The organism is Pseudomonas sp. P1_F7, assembly GCF_056405655.1.
The window spans coordinates 1-13,526 of sequence record NZ_JBFUBR010000028.1; the positions used below are offsets into that span (position 1 = coordinate 1).

The following is a 13,526-nucleotide window of genomic DNA, read 5'->3' on the forward strand; positions in this document are numbered from 1 at the left end:
AACTGCTCAGGCAGGGTGTTGGCGTTGTTGCCGGTTGGGTGGGCTTCGTTATCGTTGAGGGTATAGCTGTAGCTGACGACGCCGGTCGTCGCGTTGAACCCGGTGATGGTCAGGGTGCTGCCCAGCGGGGTGGTGATCGATTGCGGGAAGCCGGCAGCCACGCCACCGGTGACTACGGCAATGCCACCGACGGTCAGGGTTGTCACACCATCGAGGGCTGTGACGGTGAAGGTACCGTTCTGGGTCAAGGCCGGTGCGTCTGGGCTGCTGCCGTCGCTGAGGTTTTTCTCGAAGACGGTCAACTCGCCGCCCTCAACGTTCAAACCACCAATCGTGATCGAGTCATTGTTGTTGTGGATCTGCAGCACCAGGTTCGCCGTGCTGCTGTCGCCATCGGAGTCCGTCAGCGTATAGGTGAAGGTTTCGCTGCCGTCGCCACCGCCGTGCAGGGCTTTGAAGTCGGCATCGCTGGTGTTCAGCGTGTAGATGTAAGTGCCGTTGGCATTGAGCACCAGGGTGCCGTAAGTCCCGGTAAAGGTGCCGGGAGTAATCGGTCCGGTGTTTTCACCGACCGGCACGCGGTCAGCGCCTTGCACGTCGTTAGCCAGCACGTTGCCGTTGAGGGTCAGCAGGGTTTCCGAGGCGGTGCCATTGTTGTCATCGACTGCTTTGGGCACGTCGTCGATGATGCTGATATCCAGCGTACCGGTAATGCTGTCGCCATTGCTGTCACTGGCCACCACGGTGACGTGTTCGACAAGACTATTGGCACCCTCGCCGCTTGCGTGGGTTTCGGCACGGTTGAGGGTGTAGCTGTAACTGACCACGCCCGTGGCCGGGTTGTAACTGGTGACGGTCAGGGTGCTGCCCAGCGGGGAGGTGATCGTCTGCGGGAAACCTGCCGCCACGCCGCCGCTGATCAAGTTGATCCCGCCGATGCTGAGGCTGGTCAACCCGTCGGGCGCATTGATGGTGAAGGTGCCGCTTCGCGTCAGCGAGTCTGCGTTCCTCGCCGAACCGTCGGCCAGGTTGGCTTCATTGACGGTCCGCTCGCCGTTCTGCTCCGACAGGCCGTCGAAGGTGACCGGATTGTTCGGCACCTGCGCAACCACCGGCGGCACCACAGGGGCATCGGCCACTACAGCGTTGTCCGGATTAGCGTTCAGGCGTTCTTCGGGAAGTTCGGGAATGCCATTGAACCCGGCAGTGGGGAAGCCGATGATCGGATCGACTCGCCCGCCCACTTCTTCGAGCAGGACGAAACTATGGCCACTGCCCTGGACGCCGCCCGGTACACCGGTAGTCGTGGCAGGCCCGGCAGCGGTGGCTTCAGCGGTGTGGGTCGGGTCGTCGCCGGCCGCAATGGCTTTTTGCAGCTGTGCGACATCCGTCAGCTGCGCTTGGCTCGGCGTCACCGCCTCAGACGAGTCCACATGGGGAATCTGATTGGCGAGCAACTGCGGGGTCATGTGCATGCTGCTGCCGCGCCCGAGGGTCAGCTCCTGGCCATTTTGCAGATGCACCGCCACCGCGCCTTCAGCGCCGGTGCTCAGTTGGTCGCCGGCGAACAGCTTATCCCCCTCGACCAGCGCGCGCCGGGTGCCATTGCTCGCAACCGCGAACACCTGACCGATGACCTTACTGACGATACCGATGAGCGTTGCCATGTGCACTTCCTCCGATGCCAACCGCTGTCGGCACCTTGTTTGTGCGAAGAACGTGCTCATGGCTCGAGCGGGTTGCCTGGCGGATCGTGTTGCGGGTGCCGGTTTACTTGAGTAAGCCGTGGCCCCGGCAACGATCTCGCCCAGCCAGTCGCTCACGGCGCTGATTACGGTTTGGGGAAAAACCCTCTGCAATCAATGGCATCGGACCCCTGCGCGCAACAACGTTGCCTGTGAGCAATGCGTAGCGATCTTGAATCACTCAAGTGACAAAAAACCGTCACCACCAGATCGCTCGCGTCCCTCCCCTCCAGCACTTCTCCGCCCTATATCGATAAGTGGATTGGAACTTCCCTCAAACCCCGACGAGCGCCCTAGAGCTCGTAAAACAAGGGCTTTCGACTTGAACAATGTGCTGGATTTTGTAGAGCGCATAAGTTTTTTTTTGCATAGCCGTTATGAAAAAAATTTCTTAGCTACGCTCCAGAATGTTCTTAGCTCTTTTGTTAAAGATGTGAAACAACTTTACCTACAAATATCGTCAAATAATTGGCGACTGATAAGCACCATCAGGAATCAGGGAGATGTAACATGCGCCTATTAACCCCCCTCTGCAGCGCGGTTCTCTTGGCCATGGCCTGCTCGTCCCAGGCTCAGGCCATGACGCTGACCGACGCGATCCAGAGCACCATCGCGACCCACCCGGAGCTGGCATCACGGGTGGACAGCCGCCTGTCGGCGGATGAGGACGTGAAGGTCGCCAAAGGGGGCTTTTATCCATCGGTTGATTTGAACGCGGCCTACGGGCGCGGGTACAGCGATAACACCAATACCCGGGCGTTCGGCAATCACCACACCGAAACCCTCAACTACACCCAGTCGGAATTGCGCCTGCGGCAAATGCTCTTTGACGGGTTCAACACTGCCAATGAAGTCGGGCGCACCCAGGGCGTGGTCAACTCACGAGCCTATTACGCTCAGGGTACGGCTCAGGATCTGGCCCTGCGCACCACCGAGGTTTACCTCGAAGTACTCAAGCGCCGCGAACTGGTGACACTGGCCAAAAACAACCTGCAAGCGCACTTGCGGGTCAACGACCAGATCGGCCTGCGCACCCAGCGCGGCGTGGGCAGCAACGCCGATGCCGACCAGTCCGCGGCTCGCCGGGCACTGGCAGAAAACAATCTCGACACCGCCGAAGTCGATCTGGCTGACGCCGAGTCGAACTTCTACGCCGTTGTGGGGCGCATGCCCGATGAACTCGAAACACCGCCGTCGATTCGCGGAGAAGTCCCTGCCTCCCTGCCCGAAGCCCAGCAGAGCATGGTGGAAAACAACCCTTTCCTGAAATCCGCCCAGGCCGACGTGCAATCGGCCGAGAGCCAGTACGAAGTTGCCAAGTCGCCGTTCTACCCGCGCCTCGACGCCGAGGCTGCCGTGGGTGCGAACAACAATGTGCAGGGTGACGAAGGCCATGACAACGAATGGCGAGTCGGCGTGGTCATGAACTACAACCTGTTCCGTGGCGGCAGCGACAAGGCACGCCTGGCCTCCGACTCGCACAAGATCAACCAGGCCATGGACATCCGTAACAATGCCCTGCGCCAGCTCAACGAGAACATTCACCTGGCCTGGAACGCCATGGTCAATGCCAAGAAACAAACCCCGACCGCCCGTGAATATGCCGACACCAGCAAGCGCGTACGCATTGCCTACCAGGACCAGTTCGGCCTCGGTCAACGGACCCTGCTGGACCTGCTCGACAGTGAAAACGAACTCTACAACGCCAACCGTCGCTACACCGAAGTGCGCTACACCGAAGAGTTCTCGATGTACCGTGTCCTGGCGGACATGGGCCAGTTGTTGAGCAAGCAACGGGTCGTACTGCCCGCCGACGCGATCGCCCAGACCGAAGTGAAAAACGAAGCGCGTCTGCCTGAAATGAAGTAGTGCCCGGGAGGGTTCAATGACCAGCATGGAACCTGGCAACACCGGTGTCGATCCGCGCCTGAGCTTCGATGACCCGCTTCTGGACGGTCTGCTGATCCTCTGCAAACTCCACGGCGCGACGGTCAGTCGCGCCAGCCTGAGTGCCGGGCTTCCCATGGCACACCAACGCCTGAGCCTGGACCTGCTGCCCCGTGCAGCGGCCCGGGCCGGTTTGCAGGCGCGCTTGCTGCGCCGTGACCTCAAGGACATCTCCGCGCTCAACCTGCCCGTGCTGCTGTTGCTCAACAACGGCCGCACGGCCGTCCTGCGCCGTTATGGCGAGGACGGCAAGGTGCTGATCCTGCCCAGCGAAGCCGATGGCGGCGAACAATGGCTCAGCCCTGAGGAGTTGGCCGAGCACTACAGTGGCCAGGCGTTGTTTGCCCGGCCTCGCCACGAACTCGAAGACTTGCGTTCGCCGCTGGTGCCGCGGGTACAGGCCTGGTTCCGCGATACGCTGAAGCTGTCGAAATGGCTGTACAGCGATGCGATCCTGGCGAGTTTCCTGATCAACCTGCTGGGACTGATGGTGCCGCTGTTCGTGATGCAGACCTACGACCGCGTGGTGCCGAACCAGGCCACTTCGACCTTGTGGGTACTGGCGATCGGTCTGCTGATCGGCACCGTTTTCGAACTGGTACTGCGGGTCGTGCGCGCGCACTTGCTGGATACCGCCGGCAAGAAAACCGACGTGATCCTGTCGGCCACCCTGTTCGAGCGCATTACCGGCATGGCGATGAAAGCGCGGCCTGCGACCATCGGTGGCTTCGCCCAAAGCATTCATGACTTCCAGGGCCTGCGGGAATTTCTCACCGCCGTGACCCTCACCAGCCTGATCGACCTGCCCTTCTGTCTGCTGATGCTGCTGGTGATCGGCCTGCTCGGTGGCTGGCTGGTGGTGATCCCGATTCTGGCGTTTCCCATCACCATCATCTTCGCCATGGTGATCCAGGTACGCCTGCGCGACACCGTGCAGAAAAGCCTCAGCCTCGGCGCCGAACGCCAGGCACTGTTGATCGAAACCCTCAGCGGCCTGGAAACCCTCAAGGCCTGCAGCGCCGAAAGCGAACGCCAGCACAAATGGGAAAGCACCCACGGCGCCCTCACCCGCCTCGACAGCCACGCGCGCAACCTCTCGGCCCTGGCCACCAACGGCACGCTGTTCATCCAGCAACTGTCCGGCATGGCGACCATCATTGCCGGGGTCTACAGCATCATCGCCGGCAACCTCAGCGTCGGCGCCCTGGTGGCCAGCTACATGCTCGGCAGTCGGGTGCTGGCGCCACTGGGGCAGATCGCCGGCCTGATCACCCGCTATCAGCAAGCGCAACTGACCATGAAAAGCACCGATGCGCTGATGGGCCTGCCCCAAGAGCGCGACGTCAAACAGCGGCCGCTGGAGCGCACGCAACTGCAAGGCGCGCTGGATGTTGTCGGGGTGACCTTCCACTACAACGGCCAGAATTCTCCTGCCCTGGCCAATGTCAGCTTCAGTGTGAAACCCGGTGAACGCATCGGCATCATCGGTCGCAGCGGCTCAGGCAAAAGCACCCTGGCGCGACTGGTTATGGGCTTCTACGAACCGGATGAAGGCCAGCTGCTGCTCGATGGCCTGGACCTGCGGCAACTGGACGTCGCCGACCTGCGCCATCAAATCGGTTACGTCGCCCACGACCTGCCGCTGCTGGCCGGCAGCCTGCGCGACAACCTGACCCTCGGCGCACGCTATATCAGTGACGCACGCATGCTCGAAGTGGCGGAAATGTCCGGCGTTACCGAACTGGCCCGGCAACACCCGCAAGGCTTCGACCGGCCCGTGGGCGAACGCGGGCAACTGCTGTCCGGCGGACAGCGCCAGGCGGTATTGATGGCCCGGGCCATGTTGCTTGACCCACCCATCATGCTGCTCGACGAACCCACCAGCGCCATGGACAACAGCAGCGAAGACGTCCTGCGGCAAAAACTTCACGGCTGGGTCCAGGGCAAAACCATCCTGCTGGTGACCCACCGCACCTCGATGCTGAGCCTGGTGGACCGGTTGGTGGTGCTGGACAACGGACGGATCGTCGCTGACGGTCCGAAAGAAGCGGTCATCGATGCACTGCGCAAGGGCCGTGTCGGCTCTGCGGCCGTCTAGGAGTCGTCCATGTCTGCCGATCAGGGATCCCGTGGCTACTTCGACAGTTTCAACAAAAGTGCCGAAACCGAGTTCATGCCAGAAACCGCCGGTGCCTCGTTGCAGGACTCACCGCGCTGGTCGCGAGTCACCGTATGGCTGGCTGCCGCGCTGCTGATCAGCGCACTGGTCTGGGCCAAATTCGCCGTATTGCAGGAAGTGACCATGGGCGAAGGCAAGGCGATTCCGTCGAGCAAAGTCCAGGTGATCCAGAACCTGGAGGGCGGCATCGTCACTGAAATTTTCGTCCGTGAAGGACAAATGGTGAACAAGGGCGACACCTTGCTGCGCCTGGACGACACGCGCTACCTGTCGAACAAGGGCGAAAGCGAAGCCGACCGCTATGCCTTGACCGCGCAGGTCGAACGGCTTTCGGCCGAAGCCGAAGGCCGGCCGTTCAAGCTGTCAGAAGAAGTGATCGCCAAGGCTCCGCAAGTGGCTGAAGACGAGCGCTCGCTGTACGAACAGCGGCAACGCCGACTGGCCAGCGAACAGCGCACCCTGACCGAGCAACTTCGGCAAAAAACCCAGGAGCTGGCGGAGTTTCGCTCGAAACAGGGGCAGTTCAGCTCAAGCCTGGCGTTGTTGCAACAAGAGATGAACATGTCCACACCGCTGGTGGGCACGGGTGCGGTGTCACCGGTGGAAATCCTGCGCCTCAAACGTAGCGCGGTGGAGATTCGCGGCTCGCTGAACGCCACCACCCTGGCCATTCCCCGGGCGGAATCGGCGATCAACGAGATCAAAAGCAAGATCGATGAGTCAGAACAGAGCTTCCGTTCCGAAGCCGCCAAAGAGCTGAATGAGAAACGCACCGACCTGTCGAAAATCACGGCATCGAGCATCGCCATCGACGACCGCGTGACCCGTACTACCGTGGTCTCCCCGGTTCACGGCATCATCAAGCTGTTGAAGGTCAACACCATCGGCGGCGTGGTCCAGCCCGGCAGCGACATGGTGGAAATCGTGCCGCTGGAAGACAACCTGCTGATCGAAGCCAAGGTCCGCCCTCAGGACGTTGCATTCCTGCATCCGGGCCAGAAAGCCATGGTCAAGTTCAGTGCCTACGACTACACCATTTACGGCGGCCTGAGCGCCAAACTGGAGTTGATCGGCGCCGACACCATCACCGACGACAAGGGCAACAGCTTCTATCTGATTCAGGTGCGCACTGACAAAAACCATTTGGGCGGGGATGTGAAACCGTTGCTGATCATTCCGGGGATGGTGGCGACGGTGGACATTATTACCGGGGAAAAAACGGTGCTGGATTACTTGCTTAAACCGGTGTTGAAAGCGCGGACCGAGGCGATGCGGGAGCGGTAGGTAGTATCCAGAATCTGCGGTGACTGATCTGCCGCCATCGCGAGCAAGCTCGCTCCCACAGTGTCCGCGTCGTACACAAAATCTGCAAACACCACAAAACCTGTGGGAGCGAGCTTGCTCGCGATGAGGCCAGCAAGACCACCGATCATTTTTCAGAATGATTACGCTGGTAAACCTCCTCCCCCATCGCCGCAATCTGCCCCTCGATCAACGCCTCGAATGGCTTTAACAACGGCGCAAACGACGTCGGCGCTTCGAGTGTCTCCAGCGCCTGCACAACCGCCTCCACCGTCGACAACGCTCCCGGCCCCGGCGCCTTGCGCAGTCGATAACGGGACACACCGCCTTCGGCCAGCGTCACCCTCGGCAATGCCGCCAGCAGCGGATTGAGGTGCAGCATCTTGCGCGCCTTGCGCCAGGTGCCGTCCGGGACGACCAGCAACAACGGTTCGTCTGTCGCGGCATAAGCCTGCATCGGCTGCGCATCGTCACCGGGAAACAACAACCGCGCCTGATACCCCGGCCGGTTCAACAACGTCGGCAAATCCTCGAACTCTTCCCCCACGATCAACTCGGCATTGTTCAAACCCAACGCCGCCAGCCGCGCCGTATTCAGCGCATGGTTCACTTCGCTCGGATGCTGCAACAGCAACACCCGGGTGCGGCTGTCGAGGCACGGGATCAATGGGCACAGGCAGTGGCTTTGCGGGCGCAGGCAGCGCGGGCACTGGATTCTGGACATTTTCTCAGGCCTGATTCAGTTGGGCTTTAAGCAAGTCGCGGAACGTCTGGATCAGCGGCTCGCGGCTACGACCCCGACGCACGATCATCGAGAACGGTGCCTGATAACCGAAGGTCGCCGGCAGCAACACCCGCAAGTCGCCCTTGTCGGCCCAGGCCTGGGCGTAGTGCTCCGGCAGGTAGCCGATGTAGGCGCCGGACAGCACCAGAATCAACTGGGCTTCCATACTTTCCACGGTCGCGGCACTGTGCTTGAAGCCGTGACGCGCCAGTTCGGCCTGGCTCCAGTAGCCACGACCGACCATGCGCTGCTGGGTGATGACTTGCTCGGGAATGCGCCGCTCGTTGAACAGCGGATGCCGCGTGCTGCAATACAGCCAGTGTTGTTCACGGTACAGCGGCATGTACACCAGACCGCTCATGCGCGTGGAAAACGCACCGATGGCCAGGTCGAGACGGTTGTCCTGCACACCGAGCTGCAACTCGTAAGGGCTCATCACCGACAGGTGCAAGTGCACGGCCGGGTGTTCCTGGCTGTAGGCGCCGATGGCTTCGGCGAACGGCAGGGCCTTGTCGCTGACGGTGGAGTCGATCACCCCGAGGTTCAAGGTACCGCGCAACTCACCCTTGAGGGCGGCGGCGTACTGCTCGAAGCCTTCGAGTTCACCCAATAGACGCAGGGTTTCCTGATGGAACAACTCGCCCTTGCTGGTCAGGCTGAAACCGCCACGGCCGCGATGGCAGAGCACCAGGCCAAGGGCTGCTTCGAGCTGACTCATGTAGGTGCTGATGGCCGACGTCGAGAGATTGAGCTCCTGCTGGGCGTTGGCGAACCCCTGGTGCCGCACCACGCTGACGAAGATGCGCAATAGTTTCAGGTCGGGTAAAGCGTTGGCCATTGGGACTCTCCAAACACCGCTCGAATTTCAGCTGGCTCTGGCTACAGCCCAGTAGGAGCTGCAGCTTTCGTGTTGCGGTGAAGTCTATCGATCTCGCGCACATTAGTTTAGAAAAATCTGAACTAAGTATTTGCCCGTAGCGATTCTTCCCGGCCACTACATTTTGCAGAATCGGCCCACAACGGTGCCCGTACCTTCCGTGTACGGCGCAACCCAATAAATAAAACAACGACGATGAGGCCCTACCCGTGGACAAGATTCTTCACCAACCACTGGGCGGCAACGAAATGCCGCGCTTCGGCGGCATCGCCACCATGATGCGACTCCCCCATTTGACTACCGCTGCCGGCCTGGACGCTGCCTTCGTCGGCGTGCCACTGGACATCGGTACCTCGCTGCGCCCTGGCACCCGCTTCGGGCCTCGCGATATCCGCACCGAATCGGTGATGATCCGTCCTTACAACATGGCCACCGGTGCTGCACCCTTCGACTCGCTGTCGGTTGCCGACATCGGCGACGTGGCGATCAACACCTTCAACCTGCTGGACGCCGTACGCATCATCGAAGAAGCCTACGACGACATCCTCGAACACAACGTGATCCCCCTGACCCTGGGCGGCGACCACACCATCACCCTGCCGATCCTGCGTGCCATCCATAAAAAGCACGGCAAGGTCGGCCTGGTGCACATCGACGCTCACGCCGATGTGAACGATCACATGTTCGGCGAGAAGATCGCCCACGGCACCACCTTCCGCCGCGCCGTTGAAGAAGGCCTGCTGGATCCGGATCGTGTCGTGCAGATCGGCCTGCGCGCCCAGGGCTACACCGCCGATGACTTCAACTGGAGCCGCAACCAGGGCTTCCGTGTCGTCCAGGCCGAAGAGTGCTGGCACAAATCGCTGGAGCCGTTGATGGCTGAAGTCCGCGAGAAAGTCGGCGGCGGTCCTGTTTACCTCAGCTTCGACATCGACGGCATCGACCCTGCCTGGGCACCGGGTACCGGCACCCCGGAAATCGGCGGTCTGACGACCATTCAGGCGATCGAGATCGTTCGTGGCTGCCAAGGCCTCGACCTGGTTGGTTGCGATCTGGTAGAAGTCTCGCCCGCTTACGACACCACGGGTAACACCTCGCTGCTGGCCGCCAACCTGCTGTACGAAATGCTCTGCGTACTGCCTGGCGTAGTCCACCGCTGAGGAATGGTCGTGAACGAACGTGATCAGGTTCTGAAAGCCGCCGCCGATCTGGTGTCCGCTTTTGCCCGTAACGATCGCGAAGCCTACTTCGGCGCGTTCAGCTTTGAAGCCAGCTTCGTCTTCTACACCCTCGAACAGCCCCTGCTGTCGCGCGACGCCTATCAGGCGATGTGGGACGGTTGGCGCGCCGAGGATGGCTTCGAGGTGCTCTCGTGCACCTCAAGCAACGCTTTCGTCAGCCTGCAGGGTGACGTGGCGATTTTCATTCATGACGTGGCCACCGAGCTGCGCATGCAAGGGGAGCAGCACTTTAGCCAGGAGCGCGAGACGATTGTTTTCAAGAAACAAGCGTCTGGCGAAGAACAACAAGGCCTATGGCTGGCCTGCCACGAACATTTGTCCGCGATGCCGGAAGGGCTGCCACCCCCTTAGCCAACACAGGTGACGCTCACGCACGATGAGCGCGCCTTTATGATCGGAGCTGATCATGAATAACAACAACAAAGACCAAAGCCTTACGCAAATTGAAACCCACGGGGTCGAACAGATCCCGGACAACGAACGCACCGCAGGCCCGACGGACTTGTTCCGGATGATCTTCGGTGGTTCAAACACCTTTGCAACCGCCGTTCTCGGCAGCTTCCCGGTCCTGTTCGGCCTGTCTTTCCAGGCGGGCGTCTGGGCGATTGTGCTGGGCGTGTTGCTGGGCTCGCTGATCCTCGCGCCAATGGGCCTGTTCGGCCCGATCAACGGCACCAACAACGCCGTGTCTTCCGGTGCGCACTTCGGCGTGCACGGGCGGATCGTCGGTTCGTTCCTGTCGCTGTTGACCGCCATCGCCTTCTTCTCGCTCTCGGTATGGAGTTCGGGTGATGCGCTGATCGGTGGCGCCAAACGCCTGATCGGCCTGCCGGAAACCGACCTGACCCTGGGCCTGGCCTACGGTCTGTTCGCGATTCTGGTGCTGACCGTGTGCATCTATGGCTTCCGCTTCCTGCTGTGGGTCAACAAGATCGCAGTGTGGAGTGCCAGCCTGCTGTTCCTGCTGGGCATCTTCGCCTTCGCCGGTCCCTTCGATGCGAACTACGCCGGCACTGTCAACATGGGCCAACCGGGTTTCTGGGCCGCGTTCATCGGTGCTGCGCTGGTGGCCATGAGCAACCCGATTTCCTTCGGTGCCTTCCTCGGCGACTGGTCGCGTTACATTCCGCGTGACACCTCCAAGCGCCGCATCATGGCGGCGGTGGTGATTTCGCAGATCGCAACGTTCATCCCGTTCCTGTTCGGCCTGGCCACCGCGACCATCGTGGCGATCAAGGCACCGGACTACATCGCGGCCAACAACTATGTCGGCGGCCTGCTGGCGGTATCGCCGAGCTGGTTCTTCCTGCCGGTGTGCCTGATCGCGGTGATCGGTGGCATGTCCACCGGCACCACTTCGCTCTACGGCACCGGCCTCGACATGTCCAGCGTGTTCCCACGTGTACTGTCGCGGGTCAAGGCCACGCTGCTGATCGGTGTGATGTCGATTGCCTTCATCTTCATCGGGCGCTTCGCGGCCAACCTGGTGCAGAGCGTGTCGACCTTCGCCGTGCTGATCATCACCTGCACCACCCCGTGGATGGTGATCATGATCATCGGCCTGCTGGTGCGTCGCGGCTTCTACTGCCCGGATGACCTGCAAGTGTTCACCCGCGGCGAGAAAGGTGGCCGTTACTGGTTCACCCACGGCTGGAACTGGCGTGGCCTGGGTGCCTGGATCCCGAGCGCGGCCGTCGGCCTGTGCTTCGTCAACCTGCCGGGTCAGTTTGTCGGGCCGCTGGGCGAAATGGCCGGTGGTATCGACATCAGCCTGCCAGTGACCCTGGGCCTGGCCTCGGTGGTGTACCTGGCGCTGCTGAGCCTGTTCCCGGAATCGAGCGCAGTGTTCGGCCCGAACGACTCTCGCAGCCAGAGCACGGATTCGCTCGCAAAACCGGCGATGCGTCAAGCCGCCTGATTCAACACATTACCTGTGGTTAACACGCTCCCACAGGAATTGATTTTCAGCCTCACATAAAAAAGACAATCGGAGACACGCAACAATGGCTTTGGATTTATTCGTCGTACTCATCTACGCCGCCGCGATGCTGATACTCGGCTACTACGGCATGCGCAAGGCCAAGACCAACGAAGACTTTTTGGTCGCCGGTCGTAACCTCGGCCCAAGCCTGTACATGGGCACCATGGCTGCCACCGTTCTGGGTGGCGCGTCCACCGTGGGCACCGTGCGTCTGGGCTACGTGCATGGCATCTCCGGTTTCTGGCTGTGTGCAGCCCTGGGTTGCGGGATCGTGGCGCTGAACCTGTTCCTCGCCAAACCGCTGCTGAAACTGAAGATCTACACCGTTACCCAGGTGCTGGAAAAACGCTACAACCCGATGGCCCGCTCCGCGAGCGCGGTGATCATGCTGGCCTACGCGCTGATGATCGGCGTGACCTCGATCCTGGCGATCGGCACCGTCCTGCAAGTGCTGTTTGGCCTGCCGTTCTGGATCTCGGTACTGCTCGGCGGCGGCGTCGTGGTGATCTACTCGGCCATCGGCGGCATGTGGTCGCTGACCCTGACCGACATCGTCCAGTTCGTGATCAAGACTGTGGGCCTGATGTTCATCCTGTTGCCGATCTGCCTGTACCGCGTCGGCGGCTGGGATGAGTTGGTAATGAAACTGCCGGCGGCGAGCTTCAGCTTCACCACCATCGGCTGGGACACGATCATCACCTACTTCATGATCTACTTTTTCGGCATCCTGATCGGTCAGGACATCTGGCAACGGGTGTTCACCGTCAAGACCGCCAAAGTGGCTCAGGTTGCCGGTACCGCTGCCGGTATCTACTGCATCCTCTACGGTCTGGCCTGTGCCTTGATCGGCATGGCTGCTCACGTACTGATCCCGGATCTGGACAACGTCAACAACGCCTTCGCCGCCATCGTCAAACTGTCCCTGCCGGACGGTATCCGTGGCCTGGTGATCGCTGCCGCACTGGCCGCCATGATGTCCACCGCCAGCGCTGGCCTGCTCGCCGCTGCTACCACCCTGACCGAAGACCTGCTGCCGAAACTGCGCGGCGGCAAACAGTCGAGCCTGGCGATCAACCGCCTGTTCACCCTGTTGACCGGTATCGTGGTTCTGGGCATCGCTCTGATCGTGAACGACGTGATCAGCGCCCTGACCCTGGCCTACAACTTGTTGGTGGGCGGCATGCTGATCCCGCTGATGGGTGCGATCTTCTGGAAGCGCGCCACCACCGCCGGCGCTATCGCCAGCATGGGCATGGGCTTCGCCACCGCGCTGCTGTTCATGTTCAAGGACGGTCTGGACGCCAACACACCGATCTACTACAGCCTCGGTGTAGGCCTGGTGAGCTTCGTGCTGGTCAGCCTGCTGTCCCGTCGCCCGGCAGCGGTGGCCAGCGCTGCCTAAACTGAAAAGAACGGATTAACTTTTTCTTCGACGAGTGTGGCGTCGGTTGCCACACTCGTTTTTTTTCG

The 13,526-nt window shown here is 61.1% G+C and carries 10 protein-coding genes; 7 read left to right on the top strand and 3 right to left on the bottom strand.

Annotated features, from left to right (window positions below):
* A partial coding sequence (locus AC1D1M_RS29475) for a retention module-containing protein (protein ID WP_477778415.1) occupies positions 1–1,667 on the bottom strand: 1,667 nt, incomplete at its 3' end.
* A gap of 588 nt (positions 1,668–2,255) precedes the next feature.
* Here AC1D1M_RS29475 and AC1D1M_RS29480 point away from each other — a divergent pair.
* From AC1D1M_RS29480 to AC1D1M_RS29490, 3 genes are read left to right on the top strand one after another with little or no spacing between them, the layout of a single operon-like run.
* Positions 2,256–3,614 (top strand): TolC family outer membrane protein, encoded by a 1,359-nt coding sequence (locus AC1D1M_RS29480; RefSeq protein ID WP_477778416.1) that lies wholly within the window; start codon positions 2,256–2,258, stop codon positions 3,612–3,614.
* A 16-nt stretch (positions 3,615–3,630) separates the two neighbouring features.
* On the top strand, positions 3,631–5,790 hold the full coding sequence (locus tag AC1D1M_RS29485; protein WP_477778417.1) for a type I secretion system permease/ATPase: 2,160 nt from the start codon (positions 3,631–3,633) through the stop codon (positions 5,788–5,790).
* Positions 5,791–5,799: 9 nt separating this feature from the next.
* Positions 5,800–7,155 carry an HlyD family type I secretion periplasmic adaptor subunit gene (locus tag AC1D1M_RS29490; RefSeq protein WP_477778418.1) on the top strand — a complete coding sequence of 452 codons (1,356 nt, stop codon included), beginning with the start codon at positions 5,800–5,802 and terminating at the stop codon, positions 7,153–7,155.
* A 145-nt stretch (positions 7,156–7,300) separates the two neighbouring features.
* Here the strand turns inward: AC1D1M_RS29490 and AC1D1M_RS29495 are convergent, their stop codons facing one another.
* Entirely contained in the window at positions 7,301–7,897 is a 597-nt protein-coding gene (locus AC1D1M_RS29495; RefSeq protein WP_477778419.1) for a tRNA-uridine aminocarboxypropyltransferase, read from the bottom strand.
* Positions 7,898–7,901: 4 nt separating this feature from the next.
* A complete protein-coding gene (locus AC1D1M_RS29500; RefSeq protein ID WP_007972518.1) occupies positions 7,902–8,795 on the bottom strand; it encodes a LysR family transcriptional regulator in 894 nt (297 codons plus the stop codon).
* Between the two features lie 248 nt (positions 8,796–9,043).
* Between AC1D1M_RS29500 and speB the strand changes: the two genes are divergently transcribed.
* The 4 genes from speB (at position 9,044) to AC1D1M_RS29520 (ending at position 13,458) form a co-directional block, all read left to right on the top strand.
* On the top strand, positions 9,044–9,994 hold the full coding sequence (gene speB, locus AC1D1M_RS29505; RefSeq protein WP_477778420.1) for an agmatinase: 951 nt from the start codon (positions 9,044–9,046) through the stop codon (positions 9,992–9,994).
* 9 nt (positions 9,995–10,003) lie between these two features.
* The gene (locus tag AC1D1M_RS29510; protein WP_477778421.1) at positions 10,004–10,426 is read left to right on the top strand and encodes a YybH family protein; all 423 of its coding nucleotides are present in this window, start codon (positions 10,004–10,006) and stop codon (positions 10,424–10,426) included.
* A 55-nt stretch (positions 10,427–10,481) separates the two neighbouring features.
* Positions 10,482–11,993, top strand: a complete 1,512-nt coding sequence (locus AC1D1M_RS29515) for a purine-cytosine permease family protein (RefSeq protein WP_477778422.1) — start codon at positions 10,482–10,484, stop codon at positions 11,991–11,993.
* Positions 11,994–12,078: 85 nt separating this feature from the next.
* Complete coding sequence (locus tag AC1D1M_RS29520; RefSeq protein ID WP_477778423.1) at positions 12,079–13,458, top strand: sodium:solute symporter family protein; 1,380 nt, start codon at positions 12,079–12,081, stop codon at positions 13,456–13,458.
* The last annotated feature ends 68 nt before the right edge of the window (positions 13,459–13,526 follow it).